This is a genomic window from Salicola sp. AFF1 (genome assembly GCF_056783195.1).
Window position 1 is genome coordinate 1 of record NZ_JBXAYL010000010.1, and the last position, 19974, is coordinate 19974.

General features: G+C 62.3%; 14 protein-coding genes and 2 pseudogenes. 10 read left to right on the top strand and 6 right to left on the bottom strand.

Translation table 11 applies throughout. The features are described from left to right. Positions 1 to 140: 140 nt before the first annotated feature. The 3 genes and pseudogenes from AC1RQI_RS08440 to AC1RQI_RS08450 form a co-directional block, all read left to right on the top strand. A pseudogene (locus tag AC1RQI_RS08440) lies at positions 141 to 221 on the top strand (HAMP domain-containing protein); the annotation flags it as partial. Positions 222 to 254: 33 nt separating this feature from the next. Continuing rightward, positions 255 to 711 (top strand): annotated as a pseudogene (locus AC1RQI_RS08445) (methyl-accepting chemotaxis protein); the annotation flags it as partial. 98 nt (positions 712 to 809) lie between these two features. After that, complete coding sequence (locus AC1RQI_RS08450) at positions 810 to 1091, top strand: hypothetical protein (protein WP_481904398.1); 282 nt, start codon at positions 810 to 812, stop codon at positions 1089 to 1091. 16 nt (positions 1092 to 1107) lie between these two features. Here AC1RQI_RS08450 and AC1RQI_RS08455 read toward each other — a convergent pair whose 3' ends face one another. Genes AC1RQI_RS08455 through atzF form a run of 3 tightly spaced genes read right to left on the bottom strand, consistent with a single transcriptional unit; the run spans position 1108 to position 7272 of the window. Continuing rightward, positions 1108 to 1812 (bottom strand): GntR family transcriptional regulator, encoded by a 705-nt coding sequence (locus AC1RQI_RS08455; RefSeq protein WP_481904399.1) that lies wholly within the window; start codon positions 1810 to 1812, stop codon positions 1108 to 1110. Between the two features lie 13 nt (positions 1813 to 1825). Next, positions 1826 to 5464: an urea carboxylase gene (gene uca, locus AC1RQI_RS08460; RefSeq protein WP_481904400.1), complete on the bottom strand. Its 3639-nt coding sequence runs from the start codon at positions 5462 to 5464 to the stop codon at positions 1826 to 1828. An 11-nt stretch (positions 5465 to 5475) separates the two neighbouring features. Further along, a complete protein-coding gene (gene atzF / locus AC1RQI_RS08465) occupies positions 5476 to 7272 on the bottom strand; it encodes an allophanate hydrolase (protein ID WP_481904401.1) in 1797 nt (598 codons plus the stop codon). Between the two features lie 446 nt (positions 7273 to 7718). On the opposite strand from atzF, the gene urtA reads away from it, so the two are divergent. From urtA to urtE, 5 genes are all read left to right on the top strand, one after another. Further along, entirely contained in the window at positions 7719 to 9032 is a 1314-nt protein-coding gene (gene urtA, locus AC1RQI_RS08470) for an urea ABC transporter substrate-binding protein (protein WP_481904402.1), read from the top strand. Between the two features lie 61 nt (positions 9033 to 9093). After that, positions 9094 to 10785 carry an urea ABC transporter permease subunit UrtB gene (urtB, locus tag AC1RQI_RS08475; RefSeq protein WP_481904403.1) on the top strand — a complete coding sequence of 564 codons (1692 nt, stop codon included), beginning with the start codon at positions 9094 to 9096 and terminating at the stop codon, positions 10783 to 10785. 18 nt (positions 10786 to 10803) lie between these two features. After that, on the top strand, positions 10804 to 11898 hold the full coding sequence (urtC, locus tag AC1RQI_RS08480; protein ID WP_481904404.1) for an urea ABC transporter permease subunit UrtC: 1095 nt from the start codon (positions 10804 to 10806) through the stop codon (positions 11896 to 11898). A 5-nt stretch (positions 11899 to 11903) separates the two neighbouring features. Continuing rightward, entirely contained in the window at positions 11904 to 12728 is an 825-nt protein-coding gene (urtD, locus tag AC1RQI_RS08485; protein ID WP_416635614.1) for an urea ABC transporter ATP-binding protein UrtD, read from the top strand. Positions 12729 to 12732: 4 nt separating this feature from the next. Then, positions 12733 to 13422 carry an urea ABC transporter ATP-binding subunit UrtE gene (urtE, locus tag AC1RQI_RS08490; RefSeq protein WP_416634912.1) on the top strand — a complete coding sequence of 230 codons (690 nt, stop codon included), beginning with the start codon at positions 12733 to 12735 and terminating at the stop codon, positions 13420 to 13422. Positions 13423 to 13436: 14 nt separating this feature from the next. Here urtE and AC1RQI_RS08495 read toward each other — a convergent pair whose 3' ends face one another. Continuing rightward, positions 13437 to 14462, bottom strand: coding sequence for a zinc-dependent alcohol dehydrogenase family protein (locus tag AC1RQI_RS08495; RefSeq protein WP_481904405.1), 1026 nt, complete (start codon positions 14460 to 14462; stop codon positions 13437 to 13439). A 396-nt stretch (positions 14463 to 14858) separates the two neighbouring features. On the opposite strand from AC1RQI_RS08495, the gene AC1RQI_RS08500 reads away from it, so the two are divergent. After that, the gene (locus AC1RQI_RS08500; protein WP_481904406.1) at positions 14859 to 16598 is read left to right on the top strand and encodes a bifunctional diguanylate cyclase/phosphodiesterase; all 1740 of its coding nucleotides are present in this window, start codon (positions 14859 to 14861) and stop codon (positions 16596 to 16598) included. A gap of 82 nt (positions 16599 to 16680) precedes the next feature. Here the strand turns inward: AC1RQI_RS08500 and AC1RQI_RS08505 are convergent, their stop codons facing one another. Both AC1RQI_RS08505 and AC1RQI_RS08510 read right to left on the bottom strand, forming a co-directional pair. Next, positions 16681 to 17751 carry a sensor domain-containing diguanylate cyclase gene (locus AC1RQI_RS08505; RefSeq protein WP_481904508.1) on the bottom strand — a complete coding sequence of 357 codons (1071 nt, stop codon included), beginning with the start codon at positions 17749 to 17751 and terminating at the stop codon, positions 16681 to 16683. Positions 17752 to 18164: 413 nt separating this feature from the next. After that, a complete protein-coding gene (locus tag AC1RQI_RS08510) occupies positions 18165 to 18617 on the bottom strand; it encodes a pseudoazurin (RefSeq protein WP_481904407.1) in 453 nt (150 codons plus the stop codon). 245 nt (positions 18618 to 18862) lie between these two features. Here AC1RQI_RS08510 and AC1RQI_RS08515 point away from each other — a divergent pair, with 245 nt between their 5' ends. Further along, positions 18863 to 19972, top strand: coding sequence for an S-(hydroxymethyl)glutathione dehydrogenase/class III alcohol dehydrogenase (locus AC1RQI_RS08515; protein ID WP_481904408.1), 1110 nt, complete (start codon positions 18863 to 18865; stop codon positions 19970 to 19972). Positions 19973 to 19974 lie beyond the last annotated feature (2 nt).

Here is a 19974-nt window from a genome sequence, read left to right on the forward strand (position 1 = left end):
ATCTATTCAGATTTTGCCCGTATTAGCCCAGCTTGCGCTTTGCGGGGTATATTGGCCTGCGAAGTCACTGATTCAGGGTGTTGATAACCGTCAGCATTAACCGCCAGGTTTCGGGCCTGCTGAAGGGGTTGCGGTCCGCTATGGAAAACAAGGACCTGAGTACGCCAGTGCCAGTGAATTCCCAGGATGAGATCGGGGCGATCAGCACCACCGTTAACGACCTGTTCGCACGATTCGGTGAGGCGTTGCGCCGGATGGAGCAACTCAGTGTGCAGCTGGCCAGCGCTACCGAGGAAACCCATTCAACCGCGCAGCAAAACGCCGCTCAGGTGAAGGATCAGCAGTCCAACATGGACCAGGTCACCACGGCCACGGAACAAATGTCGTCAACTGCCGAGGAGATCTCGCAGAACACCCAGCAGGTGGCGGACGCTGCCAACAACGCAACCGAGAAGAGCCAGAGCGGTGAACAGCTACTGCGGGCCAGTGTCGAACAGATCCGGAGCCTGGCGGGCTCCGTCGAGAATGTGAATACCGTGATCAATGAACTGGAACAGCGCAGTGGCTCCATTACCGAGATGATCGAGGTGATCCGGCAGGTGGCCGAGCAGACCAACCTGCTGGCGCTCAATGCGGCCATCGAGGCTGCACGCGCGGGAGAGCATGGGCGGGGGTTTGCGGTTGTGGCGGATGAAGTGCGCAGTCTGGCCCAGAAGACATAGGAGTCCACGACCGAGATTGAAACCATCGTTAATGGCCTGCAGACCATCACCGACAATGCCAGCCGCTCCGTCAGAGAGAGCAATGCTTTGGCCAACCAGACCTGTGAGCAGGCCACGGACCTGGAGCAGACGCTGGCGGACATCCTCAGCGACGTGAACAACATCAATGACATGACCGTCCAGATCGCGACCGGATCTGAAGAGCAGGTAACGGCAACGCGCCAGCTCGCTGGCCGCATGGAGTCCATCAGCGAGTCATCGGCCCAGACCCTCAGCGGCTCGGAGGAAATAGCGCGTGTGGCCTCGGAGCAGGCGGGGCTGGCCCGTGAGCTTCAGGATATGGCCAATGAGTTCAAGGTGCCTGAGTAACAGGAACACCTGGCCTCTAGTCGTTTCGCGAACGCTGGTTCCGCGAAACCTCCCGGATGCGTTCCAGCGAGATCCCTTTGACCGCTTCCTGGCTGGTTCGGATGTGTGCGGCCATCTTTTCCGCGGCTTCTCCGGGCTTATTGGCGCTCAGTGCCTGCAGGATCTCGGCGTGTTCCCGGTATGTGGCATCGATGCGGTCGGGTCGGGTGAAATCAAGCCGGCGGATGATGCGGAGCCGGTCGGTGATGCGTTGATGCACCTGGGTCATCTCGTCGTTGCCGGCGGCGGCGACCAGTTCGCAGTGGAAGCTCTCATCGAGCGCGCGCACGGTGCTGCCGAAGGCCTGCTCGGAAGGATCATCGGGGTTCCAGATGTCGCTGAGCAGCCGCAGTACCGGGGGTGGCGTGGTCAGGTGGCAGATCTTGTGCATGGCGGCGCGTTCCAGGGTAATGCGCAGGTCGTAGAGGTCCTCGATCTGCTTGAAGTCCAGCTGGCGGATCTGCCACCCACTGCGGAACAGCACGTCCACATAGCCTTCGCGCTCCAGCCGGTACAGGGCCTCGCGGACGGGGGTGCGGCTGGCGGACAGGCGCTGTGCGATGTCGGACTCACTGAACTTGTCACCGGGGATCAGGCGGAACTCAAAGATGTCCTCCTTGAGCGCCTGATAGATCCGGTCCGCCATGCTCTCACGTTGCGGGGGTGTGCCAGGATCCGCCATGGGTCTCGCCTGATCAGGAGTCGGTTTCGATGCTCACCAGCGGGTCCCCTGGTGAGACCGCCTTACCGGGGTCACAGTGTACCGCACTGATGTGGCCGGCGTCGGGGGCGGTCATTTCGAATTCCATTTTCATGGCTTCCACAATCACGACCGGATCCCCCTGGGCCACCGTATCCCCCGGCTGCACCAGACAACGCCAGATGTTGCCCGCGATCTCGGCGCTGATCAGTTCTCCAAGGCCCTCAAGCTCGTCCTGAGCGGGGCGGTTACCGTTGCCATGGAGTGCTTCCACGGCCCGGTCTTCGCTCTCTTTCCAGCGCGCGACTTCCTCATGGAAGGCGGCTCTCTGGTGGGCCCGGAACTGGGCGATGGAATCCGCGTTTTCAGCCAGGAATTGTTGGTGGGAGACCAGCTCGAAAGTTTCTTCCTCGATGGGGATGGTCAGTTCACCGGCACGGAACTGGTCCCGGAGCTCGTGCAGCTCCGCCTCGCTGACCGGGTAGAACTGGACCTGGTCGAAGAACCGCAGCAGCCAGGGTTTGCCGGCTTCGAACTGGGGATTGGTCAGGTGCTTGTTCCAGATCGGGAGCGTGCGCCCCACCAGCTGGTAGCCGCCCGGTGAGTCCATACCGTAGATGCACATGTAGACGCCGCCGATGCCGACAGTGCCTTCCGCCGTCCAGGTCCGTGCCGGGTTGTATTTGGACGTCATCAGCCGGTGGCGCGGATCGAGGGGGACCGCGCAGGGGGCGCCCAGGTATACATCCCCCAGCCCCAGCACCAGGTAGCGTGCGCTGTAGAGTACGTCCCGGACTTCGTCACGGTGCTCCAGGCCATTAAGGCGCTGGATGAAGTCGACGTTGTTGGGCAGCCAGGGAGCGGTGTCGCGCACGGACTGGCGGTACTTGTCCACGGCCTCCAGAGTGGCGGTGTCCTCAAATGCCATGGGCAGGTGCAGCACCCGGCTGCGCACGCTGAGCGCTTCTGTTGCCGGCAAGGTCTGTTCAATGTCCAGCAGCACCTGGATCAGGGCGGATTGGGGCAGGCGGTGTGGATCGTAGCGCAGCTGCAGGGATCGCACCCCGGGGGAAAGCTCCAGTAGCCCGGCCAGTGAACGGGCCTCCAGTGCTTCCATCAGGCCATGGATGCGCAGGCGGAAGCCCAGGTCCATGACATTGGACCCGTACTCCATCAGGATGTAGTTGTCTCCCGCTTGGCGGTAGCACACGGCCGGCCCGGTATCGGATTCCGGCAGCGATGCCAGGATGGTGGCGGACGCTTCTTCTTCCGGCTCCAGCCGCGGCGGCTGCCATGCCGGCTCGGGCTGGTGCTGCAGGGTGGCGATGCGCTGTTCCTGCTGGCGGGTCAGTGCCATGGCTGTGTCCATGTCCATGGGGACGAACTGGATGGTATCCCCGGGCTTGACCTGGCCCACCTTCCACAGTTCAGCGCTGGCAATGGTGACCGGGCAGACAAAACCGCCCAGGCTGGGGCCGTCCCGGGTGAGGATCACGGGCATGTCACCGGTGAAGTTGATACTGCCAATGGCGTATTCGCAGTCGTGGATGTTCGAGGGGTGAAGCCCGGCCTCGCCGCCATCGGTACGGGTGAACTCCGGGCGCGGCCCGTTCAGCCGGAGGCCCAGGCGGTTGGAGTTGTAGTGAACTTCCCAGGCGGTCTCGAAAAAGCGCGTGATGGAGTCCTGGGTGAAGAAATCCGGGGCGCCGTGTGGCCCATACAGCACACCGATGTGCCAATGGTCCGGGTAGTCAGGGATCAACGCCGGATCCGCGGCCTGGGGGGCACTGCTGGGCGCTGGGGTGGTGCAAGCCGCCAGCCCGGGCTGGTTGAGGGGGACGGTGTCACCAGCGCGCAGTGGCCGGCCTCCGTGACCGCCGAACTGGGCAAGCGCAAAGGTGGCGCGGCTGCCCAGGTACTCGGGGACGTCGAAGCCAGCGCGCACCGCGAGGTAGGTCCGGCATCCCTGATGGGCCCGGCCCACGGTCAGGGTCTGGCCTGCCGAGATGCTTACGGGTTCCCAGAAGGGGCAGGGGGCGCCATCAATGGTGGCTTCCGTGCGGGCCCCGGTGAGGGCGATAACACTGTCCCGGTGGAAGGTCAGTGTGGGGCCGATGAGGGTGCATTCCAGCCCGGCTGCTTCCGGGGCGTTACCCACAATGCGGTTGGCGAGGCGGAAGGCATAGTCGTCCATGGGACCGGAGGGCGGAACCCCGATGTGCCAGTAGCCAACACGGCCGGGGCAGTCCTGGACCGTGGTATAGGTGCCCGGCTTGACCACTTCCACAGCATTGGGTGTGAAGGTGAACTGGTCCAGTGAGGCTGTGGTGACCCGGCCGGCACTGAAATCCGGATCCGCCAGTACCTGGCGCAGGTAGTCCAGGTTGGTGGCGATGCCCAGCAGGCGGGTCTCGTCCAGCGCGGCGCGAAGGCGTGCCAGGGCGTCGTCGCGGTCCTGCCCGTGTACGATCAGCTTGGCCAGCATGGGGTCGTAATGCGGCGATACCTTGGTTCCGGTCTCCACCCAGCCGTCAATCCGGACGGCCTGTTCCGGCCAATGCACGTCATTGAGCTCGCCGGGTGCGGGCTGGAAGTTCTTGAGCGGGTCCTCGGCGTACAGGCGGACTTCCATGGCCGCGCCCTCGAAACGGGGCTCGAATGCCGCCAGCTCCGGGGATTCGCCCGCCCCGATGCGCAGCATCCACTCGACCAGGTCGATGCCGGTGACGCATTCGGTAACCGGGTGTTCCACCTGAAGCCGTGTGTTCACCTCCAGGAAGTAGAACGCATCGCGGTCCGCATCGTAGATGTATTCAACGGTCCCGACCGACTGGTAGTTCACCGATTCACCCAGCGCCACTGCTGCATCCAGCATGGCCTGGCGTGTGTTGGCGGGCAGGTGCGGGGCCGGTGTTTCCTCCACCACCTTCTGGTTACGGCGCTGGAGCGAGCAGTCGCGCTCGCCCAGGGCGATCACTTGCCCCTGACCGTCGCCCACAATCTGCACCTCCACGTGCCGGGCCCGGGCAATGTAACGCTCCAGGAATACCCCGCTGTCATTGAAAAAGCTCTCGCCAAGGCGTTGCACGCTCTCGAAGGCCTGGCGCAGCCCGGCTTCGTCATCGCAGCGGTTGAGGCCGATGCCACCACCGCCAGCGGTGGTTTTCAGCATGACCGGGTAGCCCAGCTGATGGGCGCTCGTCAGCGCCTCGTCCAGGCTGGTGAGCAAGCCCGTACCGGGGGCCAATGGCACACCGGCTTCTTCCGCCAGCGCGCGGGCGCGGTGCTTGAGGCCGAATTCCCGGATCTGGGTTGGCGTTGGGCCCACGAAATGGATGCCGGCGTCGGCGCAGGCTTCGGCGAAATCCGCGTTCTCCGACACGAAGCCATAGCCGGGAATCACGGCGTCGGCGTTGGCTTCGCGGGCAATGGCAAGGATCCGCTGGGTATCGAGATACGTCTCCGCAGCGCTGTCGCCGGGCAACGGGTAGGCTTCGTCCGCCATGGTGGCGTGCTGGCTGTGGCGGTCCGGATGGGCGTACACGGCGATGCTGGTGATCCCCATCCGCTTCAGGCTGCGGATGATCCGGACCGCGATTTCGCCCCGGTTGGCAACAAGAACCCTGGCAAACATGGTTGTGCTCCTTAATCCTGGTGTTCCGTCAGGGACCGGCTGTAAGCGCGCCAGCCCCCCAGATGCGTGATGTCAGTGGCGCCCTCCAGGCCGGCTTCCTCACAGATGAAGCCCTTGCGCCAGCTGCCGTCCGCCAGCTCCACGGTTCCCATGCCGAGTGGGTGGGGAATGAGGCTGACGAAGGAGCCGAAGCGGTCCGTCGGCATTTCCCAGACTTCGACTTCCAGCGCGGCGCCGGTGGGATCGCGCCGCAGTCCGGGTTTGGAAGGCGTGGTGCCGGCAAGGGCATAGAGTCGGTAACAGGGCGCGGTGGTGGTGCGGCTAACCAGCCGCGCGCCACGTTCAGTGAGCTGTGGGTTCAGCGCCATGCCGTCGAGGTGGGCGCCCACAACGGTTACCTGGATCGTATGCCCGTCCGGCTCCGGCGCTGCTTCCGGTGGGCGCTCACAGTGGGTGGCGCCAAGTGGCGTGGGCGCGTGGTTGAGCCATTGCGCGCCCAGGGCCTGAAGGTCCTGGTCCCGCCAGGCGCCACTGATCAGGGTGATGCCGAAGGGGAGGCCGTCCTCCCGGAATCCTCCCGGCAGCGCCAGCGCGCACAGGTCGGCCAGGTTCACGAAGTTGGTGTACCGGCCAAGCTGGGCATTGAGACCCACCGGATCGGCGGCGACCGCCTCGATCGAGGGGATCCGGGGGGTCGTCGGCACCAGCAGGGCGTCGATGTCGCTCAGTTCCCGGTCCAGGGACCTGCGCAGCTCCTGCTGGCGGTACAGCCCCTTAAAGGCATCAGTGGCGGTGAACGGTTCCGCGCGGCGGATGATGGAGCGCACCACCGGATTGATACTGTCAGGGTGGGCGTTGATGAAGGCGCCGATGGCGGCATGGCGCTCGGCGATCCAGGGCCCCTCGTACAGGAGTGCGGCCATGGCGTAGAGCGTCGTGAAGTCTTTTTCAATCAGCTCGTAGCCCAGAGCCCGCCACTGCCCGATGGCCTCTTCCCAGGCCGCTTTCTGCGGCTGGTCGCCGTGCCATTCCGTGTTTGAGGGGATGGCCAGGCGGTGAATGGGGCCGGGGGTCCGCAGGGCACAGCCGGGCGCGGCGGTCAGTGCGGGGGAGCGACCGAAGGGATCCGTATTGGGGCCGGACTCCAGGTGGTGACGGATCAGGCCCGCGTCGGTAGTGGTCAGCGCAAAGATGGAGACGCAATCCAGGCTCCGGCAGGCCGGGACAACGCCGCGGATGCTGATGGCCCCGCGTGTTGGCTTGAGTCCGACGATGTTGTTGAGCCCGGCCGGAACACGCCCGGAGCCGGCGGTGTCCGTCCCCAGTGCAAACGGGACGATCCCCCGGGCCACCACGGCAGCGGAACCGGAGCTGGAACCGCCGGCGATGGTGGCGTCATCGAAGGCGTTGGGGACGGCGCCCCAGGGGGAGCGCGTGCCGACCAGGCCCGTTGCGAACTGGTCCAGGTTGGTCTTGCCGATCAGGATGGCGCCGGCGTGCTTGAGTGCCTGCACCACTTCCGCGTCCGCTTCCGGTTGATAGCGGTAATCCGGGCAGGCGGCGGTGGTCTCGAAGCCCAGCGCGTCAATGTTGTCCTTGATGGCAAACGGAACGCCGTACAAAGGCTGATCCGGAGAGGTGGCGTCAATCTGGGCGGCCAGCTGCTCCGGGGTTGCCAGGCTGATCCAGGCTGGATCCGTTGCGTGCTGGGCGTCGAGCAGTGCCCCCAGAAGGGCCCTGGGTGATTCGCCACGGCGGTAGGCGTCCTGCCACTCCGCGATGGTCCATCCCACTGTGGTATTGGCCATGGTGTGAGGTCCCTTGCTTGCTTGTATACAAGAACGCCCAAGCAACGGGTGTGCCACGGTTCTATTTTTTCTGAAATCCGAATAAAAACAGCTTTTTGAAGTGATTCATCGCTTTTTGTGAGGGCGCCGTAACGGCTTGGTGTGCCCTGAATTGGGGAGCTGTGCTCCGGGATAGTGCAAGCCCCATTATTGGCCTGGCGTCTGGCTGGAAGGCTGTAAAAAAGCCTATAAAACAATCGACTATGTCATCATTTACGGAATCCAACCCGCCAGTGTCCGTTTCTGGTCATGCTGGTGCATGGTGCAATTCAATCGTTGGTATTCTGCTCTGAAAAGCTTGTATACAAGTCAGGTTGCTGAAAAAGGGGGAATTTCAGGGTACATGGAACAGTGCCTGCATCAGGGGCCGTGCGTAGGCTTCAATCCTGATGAACAAGGAGATTGCAATGAAAACGCGTGGATCCATCAAAAAAGCCGGTCTTGCCGGTCTGGCCCTGGGCGGGCTGCTCGCCTCGGGCGTGCTTCAAGCCGAGGAAGACCCCATCAAGGTGGGGATTCTCCATTCACTGTCCGGAACCATGGCGATCAGCGAGACCTCGCTGCGCGACGTTGCGCTGATGACCGTTGAGGACATCAACGAACAGGGCGGTCTCCTGGGCCGTAAGCTCAAGCCGGTGGTGAAGGATCCGGCCTCGGACTGGCCCCGCTACGCCGAGCAGGCGCGTGAGCTGATCGAGCGGGACAACGTGGACGTGATTTTTGGTGCCTGGACGTCGGTTTCCCGCGAGTCCGTGCTTCCGGTGCTGGAGGAGCTCAACGGCTTGATGTTCTACCCCGTGCAGTATGAGGGCGAGGAGTCCAACCGCCATGTCTTCTATACCGGGGCGGCACCGAACCAGCAGACGCTGCCGGCGGTGGATTACTTGATGAGCGAGCGCGGCGGCGGTGCCGACCAGTTCTACCTGGTGGGCACCGACTATGTGTTCCCGCGCACCACGAACCGCATCGTGCGCGCCTACCTCAACGCCCAGGGGATCGAGGATGACGCCATCCGTGAGGAGTACTTTCCCTTTGAGCACTCGGACTTCCAAAGCCTTGTCTCGGACATCAAGCGGTTTTCCAAAGGGGGTGACACGGCGGTCATCAATACCATTAACGGCGATTCCAATGTTGCCTTCTATCAGGAGCTGGCAAACCAGGGCGTTGATTCGGTGGACGTGCCGGTGATGGCGACCTCCGTGGGCGAAGAGGAGCTGCGAGGAATGGATGCGGGCCCTCTGGTCGGTCACCTGGCGGCCTGGAACTACTTCATGTCCGTGGACTCGCCGGAGAATGAGGCGTTCACACAGCGTTGGGCGGAATACGTTGAAGCCAATGACCTGCCGGGTGGCAGCGACCGCGTGACCAATGACCCCATGGAGGCGACGCATATTGGCATCCGCATGTGGGCGCAGGCCGTGATGGAGGCGGGAACGAGCGACCCGGACGCCGTGCGCCAGGCGGTTCCCGGCCAGTGCGTGGATGCGCCTTCCGGCTATGAGATCTGCATGGATGAAGAGAACCACCACCTCCATAAACCGGTGTTGATTGGCGAGATCCAGCCGAATGGCCAGTTTGCCACCGTTTGGGAGACCGATGGGCCGATCCGCGCGCAGCCCTGGAGCAAGTATCTCGAGGGCAGTGAGGACAAAAAGGCGGATTGGACCTATCCGTGGGTTTGCGGTGACTGCAAGGCGCCCAGGTACAACCTGGAATTCTAACGCGAGCGAAAGCAGGGCGCCCGGCTGTGATTAGGCCGGGCGCCGGGATCGGGAGTGTTCAATGCGTGGATTGAACGGGATACATATGATGCTGCTGGGCGTTTGGGTGGCCCTGGCCATGGTCACCGTACAGGCCAATGCTGAACAACCAGCGTCGCAGCAGCCAAGCCAGGTGCAGGTACTGACCGAGGGGCTATCAGGCAAAGCGGCTTCCGCCGTCCGCCAGCTGGCGACCGATGACTGGCAGACAGTCAGTGATGCCGTCGATGCGCTGGTTGCGTTGAAGGCGCCAGAGACGCTGCCGGTGCTGAAAGCGCTCAGTGACCGGCGCCTGCATTTTGATGCTCAGGGGCGGGTGTTGATCGAGGCCCCGGAGGGCGAGCGGTACTGGAACGCCATTACCGGGGAGCGGGTGTCGGTTGCGCAGCGGGAACTGTCCCAGCCCGTGCTGACCAATGCCATACGCCGTGGCATACGGCCGCTGATCGGGCGGTTACAGCTGCTGTCCGATGATGTTGCGGAGCGCCGGGCCGGTGCCGAGGAAATGGCGGACCGTCCCAGGCCGGACATGCTGGATACGTTGAAAAAGGTCCGGGAGTCGGAATCGGATCCAGAGGTGCTGCGGCTTCTGGATATTGCCATTGCGCAGCTGCAGCTGGACGCGTCCGACCCGGAAACCCGGCTGCAAGCCGTTAACGTGATTGCTGAGGTACAGGCGGCGCGCATGAAGCCGGCGCTCAACGCATTGCTCGCGCGTGATGCCCAGGGAGAGCCAGTGGAACCCAGTGCCGCCGTACGGGAGGCGGCGCAAGACGCGCTTGCGGCGATAGAGAGGCGCCAGCGCATCGCCCGCTTTATCGGCGACCTGGTGTACGGGCTTTCCATGGGCAGCGTCCTCTTATTGGCGGCGCTGGGCCTGGCGATCATCTTTGGGCTCATGCGGGTGATCAATATGGCGCATGGCGAGCTCCTGATGATCGGCGCCTATACCACCTTCATGGTGCAGAACCTGTTCGCGGCCTTCGCGCCCCAATGGCTGGGTTTCTACCTGTTCGCCGCCATACCTGCCGCGTTTCTGGTGACCGCGGTGGTGGGAATTCTCATGGAGCGGGGCATTATCCGCTTCCTGTACGCCCGTCCACTGGAAACGCTGCTGGCCACCTGGGGCATCAGTCTGATTCTGATGCAGACAACCCGGATGCTGTTCGGTGCCCAGAATGTGCGGGTTGCCAGCCCGGACTGGTTTTCCGGCAGCGTCCAGCTGATGCAGGGCGTGTCGCTGTCCACCTCGCGCGTTGGCGTGATTGGCTTCGCGCTGCTTGTGGTGGCGCTGGTGTGGTTGCTGATGAACCGGACCCGGCTGGGACTGGAAGTGCGCGCGGTGATGCAGAACCGGGAGATGGCCGCGGCCCTGGGGGTTTCGGCCAACCGGGTGGATATGTGGACCTTCGCTACCGGCGCGGGCGTTGCTGGCCTGGGGGGCGTGGCACTGTCCCAGATCGTGAACGTGGGCCCTGAGCTTGGCCAGAACTACATCGTGGACAGTTTCATGGTGGTGGTTCTTGGGGGCGTGGGGAACATCCTGGGCTCGGTGTTTTCGGCACTGGGCCTGGGTGTGTTCTCCAAGTTCCTGGAGCCGGTGGTGGGCGCGGTTCTCGCCAAGATCCTGCTTTTCGTTGCCATCATCGTGTTCATCCAGTGGCGGCCCCAGGGCCTATTCGCCCTCAAGGGCCGGGCTGGCGACGACGACTGACCCAAGGAAGTGATGCTGATGCGACAGCCATTCATAATGCGTTTCTCTGGCCTGCACTCCGGATTCGGCTGGGCCGTGCTGCTGCTTTTGGCCGTGTTTGCGCTCGTTGGCGTGCCGGTACTGAACCAGCTTGTGCCGCCGGACGCCCTGCTGCATGTGCCCAACTGGCTGGTGACCCTGACCGGGCGTTTCCTGTGCCTGGCGCTGGTGGCGCTGGCACTGGACCTGATCTGGGGCTATACCGGCATCCTGTCTCTGGGGCATGGTACCTTCTTTGCTCTTGGCGGTTACGTGATGGGCATGCACCTCACGCATAACCGTATGGAGGGAAGCAAGGTTCCCAACTTCATACAGTTCCTGGGCCAGGATGACTGGCCCTGGTTCTGGGTCCCGTTCCAATCGTTCTGGTTCACCTCCGTCATGGCCCTTGTGGTGCCGGGTGCGCTGGCGCTGGTGTTCGGCTTCTTTGCCTTCCGTTCGCGGGTGCGGGGTGTCTATTTTGCCATCATCACCCAGGCGCTCACCTTTGCCTCGATGCTGTTCTTCTACCGCACCGAGACTGGCTTTGGTGGCGATACCGGGCTGACCGATTTTCGTGGCTTGCTTGGCTTCTCGGTTCGCGAGGGGGATACGCGGCTGGTGCTGTTCATGGTGAGCGCGGTGGCGGTGCTGCTGTGTTATCTGCTGTGCCGCGTCATTGTGACCTCCAAGCTGGGACGGGTGCTGATCGCCATTCGCGATGCCGAGAGCCGGGTCCGGTTTACGGGCTATAACCCGCTGCGCTACAAGCTCTTTGTCTGGACCGTTTCGGCCATGCTGTGCGGGCTGGCTGGTGCCCTCTATGTGCCCCAGACCGGGGTGATCAACCCGGGGGAAATGGCGCCGGCGGAGTCCATCGAGATGGTCGTATGGGTCGCGCTCGGCGGCCGGGGCACGCTGGTGGGCGCCCTGGTGGGCGCGGGCATGGTCAACGGGCTCAAGACCTGGATTACAGCGGCGCACCCGGACCTGTGGCTGTTTGTTCTGGGCGGGCTTTTCGTGGCGGTCACCCTGTTCCTTCCAAAAGGACTGATGGGCCTGAAGTCACAACTCACCGGGAGGGCAAATCAATGAGCATGATGGATACGCTCAAGGAGCTGCGCAATCGCGATGAGGTTTTTTCGTTCATGCAGCAGGCCGCGCCCAGCCCCGCTCTGGACACCCGGCACGGCCCCATCCTGTATGTGGAGGAGGTGACCAAGTCCTTTGACGGCTTCAAGGCGCTTAATGACCTGACCCTCTACATCGATGACGGGGAGCTGCGATGCCTGATCGGGCCCAATGGCGCCGGCAAGACCACGCTCATGGACGTTCTCACCGGCAAGACCCGGCCGGACACGGGCCAGGCGTGGTTCGGCCAGAAGCTGAACCTGCTGGAGCTGCCGGAGCATGTGATTGCCCAGTCGGGGATCGGCCGGAAGTTCCAGAAGCCGACCGTCTTTGAACAGCTGACCGTCTTCCAGAACCTGGAGCTGGCGATGCACGCCTCGCGCGGGCTCTGGACGAGTTTGCGGTGGCGCCTGGACGGCGAGCAGCGCGACCGCATTGACGAGATTCTGGAGCTGACCTCGCTCACCGGGCAGCGCCATGAGCCGGCGGGTGTACTCGCACATGGGCAAAAGCAGTGGCTGGAGATTGGTTCGCTGCTGATGCAGAACCCGCGCCTGTTGCTGGTGGATGAGCCGGTGGCCGGGATGACCGGCCAGGAGACGGAGAAGACGGCGGAACTGCTCACCTCCCTGGCTGGGCGGCATTCCGTGGTGGTTGTGGAGCACGACATGGATTTCGTGCGTTCGATTGCGCGAACCGTGAGCGTGCTTCACCAGGGTTCGGTGCTGGCCGAGGGCAGTATGGACGAGATCCAGTCCGACGCCAGGGTTCGTGAAGTCTATCTGGGGGAATAACAGCATGCTGGAGATCACTGGTCTGAACCAGTACTACGCAGAGTCGCACACGCTGAAGTCGGTTGATCTCCGCGTGGAAACCGGCTCACGGACCTGCCTCATGGGGCGCAACGGGATGGGCAAGACGACGCTGCTGAAATGCATCATGGGGTTGCTGCCCATTGAGTCCGGCAGCATCCGGCTGCAACAGCGGGAGCTTACCGGGCTGCGTGCCCAGAAGCGAGCGCGCATGGGCGTGGGGTATGTGCCCCAGGGGCGCGACATCTTTCCCCAGCTCACGGTGGAGGAGAACCTCAAGGTGCCCCTGGCGGGCAAACGCTCAAAGGGCATCCCTGAGCGGGTGTACCGGTTGTTTCCGGTGCTGCGGGACATGGGTCGCCGCCGGGGGGGCGATCTGTCGGGTGGCCAGCAACAGCAGCTGGCGATTGCCCGCGCCCTGGTCCTGGATCCCGAGATCCTGTTGCTGGACGAGCCGACCGAAGGCATCCAGCCCAATATTGTGCGGGAAATCAGCGATGTGATCCGCCGGATCAATGAGGAAGAGGGGATGACGGTATTGCTGGTGGAGCAGAAGCTGGCGTTTGCCCGCGCGACGGCGGATGCCTTCTCGATCCTGAACAACGGCCAGAGCGTTGCTGAAGGCGCCATGGAGGAGCTGGACGATGAGCTCATCGCCCGGCACCTCACGGTCTAGCCTGTCTCGGGCGTTTAATCCGGAATCAGCACGGCAGCGCCGGCAAACCGGCCCTCCCGCAGGTCGTCCAGAGCGTCATTGGCCTGGCTGAGCGGGTAGGAATGGACCTCGGTGCGAACCGGTACCCGGGGAGCGACCTCCAGGAAAGCGCGGCCGTCCTCACGGGTGAGGTTGGCGGTGGACTTCAGGCTGCGCTCTTCCCAGAGAAGGCTGTAGGGAAAAGAGGGGATGTCGCTCATGTGAATGCCGCCGCTGACCACGCTACCGCCGCGGTCCACGTTCCTGAGCGCGCTGACCATCAGTTCCCCGACAGGAGCGAAGACCAGGGCCGCGTCCAGGATCTCGGGTGGGTCCTCGGTGCTGGGGCCGGCCCAAACGGCGCCAAGGCTCCGGGCCAGTTGCTGGGCCTGGTCGTCGCCAGTGCGGGTGAACGCGTAAACGGATTGCCCGTGCCAGCAGGCGATCTGGCACAGAAGGTGGGCGGCGGCGCCGAAGCCGTAAATGCCGAGCCGGTTAATGCTTTCACCCCCGGCCAGGCGCCAGGTGCGGAATCCGATCAGTCCCGCGCACAGCAGCGGGGCAATCTCCAGGGCCTCCGCTTCGGCGGGTAACGGGTAGCAGTAGGGCGCGTACGCAAGCGCATAGTCGGCGTAGCCGCCGTCCATGGTGTAGCCGGTGAAGCGTGCCTGTTCACAGAGGTTCTCCTGGCCCCGGCAGCAGTAGCGGCAGCTGCCATCGGTGTGCCCGAGCCAGGGAACACCAACACGGTCGCCCACCTGTAATCCGCTGACCTGACGACCGGTGGCCACCACGGTGCCCACGATCTGGTGACCGGGGATCAGGGGCAGGGAGGGCTCGGAGAGCTCGCCATCCAGTATATGCAGGTCCGTTCGGCACACACCGCAGGCCTCCACCCTGAGAATGACCTGGTCGGCGTGTTGGATCACGGGTCGGGGAACCCGCCGATGCTGCAAGGCTTGCCCCTGGGCATCCAGAACCATCGCGTTCATTGTTTCGGGAAGACTGTCTTCCTGCGTCATGGCCGCGTTCTCCTATAGCTGGCTGGGTTCCGTGTTAAAGCATAGGCGGGGGCCGGTCAATCCGTCATCCCGGAATGTTAAATCCTGCGGATACAGGTTCCGTGCAACCCAGGTGTCATACGCCGACCCTAACCTCCGTGTCAGTTCGCACCGTGAGAAAGTGAGCATGTTGGGTACTGTCCGTGATTGGAATTTGTTTTTCATGATCGTGTCGCCGTGGTGGCTTTCCGTTCTCGCCGCCTGGTCTTCGGTCGGGATAGGCCGGGCGCCAGCCGCGCCGGAGGTTCTGAAGTGAGGTTGGCTTCATCAAACGGCAACAGCGAATCAGTACAACCTGCTGCTGACGGCCCCGGGCCTGGCCGCGGAAGGACACTCACGTCATGCGGGGAGTGGGCAATGAGTATTGAGCAGCTCGAACGGGAGTTGGACCGGATCCTGGTCGAGGAGGGCATACAGACACTGTTCCAACCGATTGTCGATGCCAGGGAGCTGGTGGTGGAGGGGTATGAGGCGTTGAGTCGCGGGCCTTCGGACAGCCCCCTGCACCCCGCATCGGTGTTGTTTGAGACAGCGGAGCGGTGTGGCCGTACGCTGGAGCTGGAAAGCGCTTGTCTTCAAGCCACACATGTTAACTGGACGACGACGCGCAAGACCCAGAAGCTTTTCGTTAATGTCAGCCCGGATCACCTGCTGCCCGGGACCTCGGAGCAGCGCCTGCTACAAGAGCTGCTGGAAGGGGACCTGATCCCACCTGAACAGGTGGTGATCGAGCTCTCCGAGCGTTACCCGGCCCTGGACCTGGACGAACTTAAGCGCTCGCTGACGTGGCTCAAGAGTCGCGGCTTCCAGGTGGCGATTGATGATCTGGGCGCCGGCTATTCGGGGCTGAAGCTGTGGTCGGAGGTGGAGCCGGATTACGTCAAGATTGACCGGCATTTCGTGCTGGATATTCATGAGGATCTGGTCAAGCGTGAGTTCGTGCGATCCGTCATGCAGCTGTCATCGCGCCTCAATTGTCGCGTGGTTGCGGAAGGGGTTGAACGGTACCGGGAACTTGAACTGTTGCGGGATCTTGGTGTCCGTTACATTCAGGGCTTCCTGTTTGGGCGCCCGCGTGCCGTTGCCACGGCCAATCTTGAACCGCTGAGCCAGCTGAGCCGTCATCCAGCCCAGGGGACCGTGAGCGCTGCCAGTCTTGTGCATCATCCGCCCACGCTATCCCCTGAGCACACCCTGAGGGATGCCTGGGCACTGCTCCAGGAGCAGCATGGGGTATTTGCACTGCCGGTTCTGGATTCCGGAGGCAGGGCGCTGGGATTGCTCCATAAGTGGCAGCTACTGGAAGCGTTTGGTTCCACTTTCGGGCGGTCGCTGAATGAGAAAAAACGGGTGCGACAGGTCATGAAGTCGGACGCCCTGGTGTTTGAACACGATCAACCGCTGGAGGAGCTCAGCCGGCGTCTGACCGAGGATGAAGACGACTATCTTCGCCAGCATTTTCTGGTGACCCGTGATGGGTTCTATGAAGGCATGGGCGCCACCCGGGCCCTGCTCAAGCGGATGACCGAGAACCGGATCGAGAAGGCCCGCCATGCCAATCCGCTAACGCTGTTGCCAGGCAACGTTCCCATCCACCAGGAGATCGAGGCAAGACTGGGGAGTGGCGAGTCCTTCTTTCTGGTTTACTTTGATATCAATGCTTTCAAGCCGCTGAACGATCATCTCGGGTTCTCGGTAGGTGACCGGCTGATCGTTTTACTGGGGCAGTTGCTGAAACAGTGCTTTGCCCAAAAGGGCGATATGGTCGGGCACCTTGGCGGTGACGATTTCATCGTATTCTGCACCGATGTTGATCACGCCGTTCAGGGCAGCACACAGGTGATCAGCCGGTTCAATACGGAGTGTCGGGGTCTCTATCGTGCCGAGGATCGCGCCGCGGGGTGCGTCTGCGCCGAGGACCGTAATGGCCGGGTCCAGACCTGGCCGCTGGCCACGCTTGCCGCGGGCATCACACGCGTGCTGCCCGAGGCCGTGGGTGATACTGACGAGGTAGTGAAAGAAGCCGCGATGGCGAAAAAGCGCGTTAAGGCCTCTGGGACCAGTGTCTTTGATTCCTGGTTAACGCGTGCGAGCTGAGGGGGTACCTGGTTTCAAGGGGGCTGTCTGTGGTGGCCGGGCCTGATCAATGAATGGCCTGGAAGCGGGGGTAGTCGCGGTCTCAACTCTGATTGTCGGGCAAAAAGGGAGAACGAAAACAGATCCGGTTCCGTCCGTCTGCCTTGGCTTTGTAAAGGGCCTTATCGCATTCCCGGAGAAACTCCGTGATGTTGGACTCTACGTCCTGGTCCGGAGGAGGACGGTCGAAGAAGCCACCGACACTGATCGTGACCACCTCGTGGCTGTCGGAGTAACCGTGCCCGATCCCGAGCCTGGAAACCGAGTGCAGGGCGGTCTCCGCGCTTTGCTGGGCCTTGGCCAGGGAGTCCACTGAAAGAATGATGGCGAACTCTTCGCCGCCGAAGCGTGCTACAAAATCCGTGGCGCGCTGCATGGATTGTTCCAGCGTTGTTGCCACGCTTTGGAGCACATGGTCGCCCCCGAGGTGTCCATAGTGATCATTGTAAGCTTTGAAGTTGTCAATATCGATTAACAGTATTGCGACGCCAGTGCCGGCGCGCTTGGCGCGTTGCATCTCAAAGATCAGCCGCTCTTCCAGCGCGCGGCGGTTGCTGATTCCCGTCAGTCCATCCTGATTGACCTGGCGTTCAAGCTGGCGGTTGGCCTTTTCCAGTTGTTTCTGGACAGTGAGCAGTTCCTGGTGTTTCCTCTCGCGCTCCATGGCGTTGGCGACCATATCGGCGACCAGCCCCAGCCTCTGGACCTCGGCCTCGGACCACATATGGGGGCTGGCCACGATATCGCACCCCAGGAAGCCGAGGAGCTCGTTGTGGATGACCAGGCCCACGCAGATGACCGAGCGAATGCCTTCCCGCTCGAATTCCGCATGCTCGGCCTGAGCGTCGGCGGGTAGTGTTTCGATGTCGTCGACGACAAACCGGTAGTGGGTCTTCATCTGTTTGAAGAAGTAAGGCAGATCTTCCTGATCCAGGTTCTGGAGGTCGTTGATTTGGGAGCTGATGCCTGACTGGACCCATTCATGGGTGTTGCTCATCCGGCGCCCACCAGGATGCAGCTCAAACAGGTAACAGCGGGCTGCGCCGGTGTACTCCCCGAGTGCCTTGAGTACTTCATCAATACAGTTCCGCGTTTCATGGGTGCTGCTGTTGATAAGGCGTGCGGATAATTGAGCGAGAAACTGGTCGAATCCGTCCTGAGTCTAGAGCTTGGGCGGCTGGGTCATAAAGTGAATCCTTAGTGACTCAAAATAGTGCGTTACACACATAACGGGCACTGTCGTTCAGGCTTGCTTTTTCCGCAAGAAACCGTTTGTTTCCGTGTAAGCGTGATTGCAGCCGTTAGTCCATTCCGGATTAGCCGTTGATACGACTGTGTGGGCTAACCGGTTTTGTGCTGGGTTTAAGTCGTTGGTTAGGCCGGTTTTCAGGCGTGATCTTTGGGGGTGGGACCAGGACGTTGGGTAGGGAGGGATGTTACTCAAACAGCCGTGGTTCGGTCCAGGCGTTCGGGGCGGACATCGGTTGCGCCCGGCCTGGGTGGCATAGGGCCGGGCCTTTAAAGGCATCAGGGGATGGGAACCTGCCTGAAGTAACCGCGGAGGCGGTCCTGGTTGGTGGCGGTCTTTTCGGTAATCTCGATGACCGCCTCATGAGCCGCGCCGTAATTGGTGGGCGCCCCCACCTGGATGATACCGGTCATGTTCATTTTCAGGTGTGGCACGCACTTGTAGACGTAGACGCCTTCCTCCGACAAGGTCACGGTGAACTCCTCGTCAATGGCGCCGTTCCAGGTGGGCGCTCCTTCCGGCACCGTGTCCGACACGGAGTTGTGGCTCGGGTCCGTAGCCAGAAACGTGACGGTGTCGCCTTTTGAGGCCTTGAGGTAGCCTGGCTCGAAGACCATGTGGCCGTCTTCGCCCCTGTTTTTCATCTTGACCGTATGGTTTTCCGCCAGCGCCTGGGCTGCCCCCAGGGCCAGGATGAACGTCAGCAAAGAAATCAGTCCGCGCGTCGTCATATCGTCTCTGATCGCAAGTTGGATAGGGAGAGTATAGTTTGGGGGGCAACGGTCGTAAAACCGGGGTAACCCCTTATGGCTGAACGCAACAACAACCTGGAGCGTTGGCCTTGGGGAGATTGCTCTTACGCTTGAGGCTGTATCAGTATGTTGCCAGCCATCATATCCTTGAATGAAGTAATCTTTTTTGACATTTACACAGGCGCTGGACGGTTGAAACGGCGCCAACGGGAGGGAGATGCCTGATGAAATCACGTGCGGCACTTGCGATGGAGGCGAACGAGCCTCTGGTTCTGGAGGAAATCGATGTGGAGGGGCCGAGGCAGGGTGAAGTCCTCGTGCGTATGGCTGCCACAAGTGTCTGTCATACCGATGCGTACACCCTCTCCGGAGCGGATCCGGAGGGGCTGTTCCCCTCGGTGCTCGGGCATGAGGGTGCCGGAGTGGTTCAGGAGGTTGGCCAGGGCGTTACCAGCCTTCAGCCCGGCGATCATGTTATTCCGCTCTATACGGCGGAGTGTGGCCAGTGCAAGTTCTGCCGATCCGGCAAGACGAACCTGTGCAGTGCTGTCCGGGCGACGCAGGGGCAGGGCGTGATGCCCGACGGGTCCTCGCGTTTTTCACTGAATGGCAAACCGTTGCATCACTACATGGGGTGTTCCACCTTCAGTGAGTACACCGTGCTGCCGGAAGTTTCGCTGGCCAAGGTCTCCAAAGAAGCCCCCCTGGACAAGATTTGCCTGCTTGGTTGCGGTGTGACCACCGGCATTGGTGCTGTTCACAACACGGCCAAGGTGGAGCCGGGATCGACCATCGCCGTTTTCGGTCTCGGAGCAATTGGGCTAGCCGTGATCCAGGGCGCGCAGATGATCGGGGCGGAGCGGATCATCGCTATTGACGTGAATCCGGAGAAATTCGAGTTGGCTGGCCAGTTCGGGGCCACTGATTTTGTGTACCCGAACGATTACGACGATCCCATCCAGCAGGTGATCATCGACCAGACCGACGGCGGTGTGGATTATTCCTTCGAGTGCATCGGTAACGTGAATGTTATGCGTTCCGCGCTGGAGTGCTGCCACAAGGGCTGGGGGGAGTCCATCATCATCGGTGTCGCGGGTGCGGGTGAGGAAATCAGTACCCGTCCGGTGCAGCTGGTTACCGGGCGTGTCTGGAAAGGGTCCGCTTTCGGCGGCGTTAAGGGGCGCAGTGAGCTGCCTACCTATGTGGACGATTACATGAAGGGCAAGCTCAAGATCGATGAGTTCATCACCCACAACATGCCCTTTGAGCAGATCAACGACGCGTTTGAGCTGCTGCATCGTGGCGAAAGCATCCGCACCGTTCTGCACTACTGAGG

Excerpts from the sequence above, each read along its gene's own strand:
- AC1RQI_RS08455 (WP_481904399.1), bottom strand. The coding sequence starts at position 1,812 with ATGGCGGATCCTGGCACACCCCCGCAACGTGAGAGCATGGCGGACCGG.
- uca (WP_481904400.1), bottom strand. The coding sequence starts at position 5,464 with ATGTTTGCCAGGGTTCTTGTTGCCAACCGGGGCGAAATCGCGGTCCGG.
- atzF (WP_481904401.1), bottom strand. The coding sequence starts at position 7,272 with ATGGCCAATACCACAGTGGGATGGACCATCGCGGAGTGGCAGGACGCC.
- urtA (WP_481904402.1), top strand. The coding sequence starts at position 7,719 with ATGAAAACGCGTGGATCCATCAAAAAAGCCGGTCTTGCCGGTCTGGCC.
- urtB (WP_481904403.1), top strand. The coding sequence starts at position 9,094 with ATGCGTGGATTGAACGGGATACATATGATGCTGCTGGGCGTTTGGGTG.
- urtC (WP_481904404.1), top strand. The coding sequence starts at position 10,804 with ATGCGACAGCCATTCATAATGCGTTTCTCTGGCCTGCACTCCGGATTC.
- urtD (WP_416635614.1), top strand. The coding sequence starts at position 11,904 with ATGGATACGCTCAAGGAGCTGCGCAATCGCGATGAGGTTTTTTCGTTC.
- urtE (WP_416634912.1), top strand. The coding sequence starts at position 12,733 with ATGCTGGAGATCACTGGTCTGAACCAGTACTACGCAGAGTCGCACACG.
- AC1RQI_RS08495 (WP_481904405.1), bottom strand. The coding sequence starts at position 14,462 with ATGACGCAGGAAGACAGTCTTCCCGAAACAATGAACGCGATGGTTCTG.
- AC1RQI_RS08500 (WP_481904406.1), top strand. The coding sequence starts at position 14,859 with ATGAGTATTGAGCAGCTCGAACGGGAGTTGGACCGGATCCTGGTCGAG.
- AC1RQI_RS08510 (WP_481904407.1), bottom strand. The coding sequence starts at position 18,617 with ATGACGACGCGCGGACTGATTTCTTTGCTGACGTTCATCCTGGCCCTG.
- AC1RQI_RS08515 (WP_481904408.1), top strand. The coding sequence starts at position 18,863 with ATGAAATCACGTGCGGCACTTGCGATGGAGGCGAACGAGCCTCTGGTT.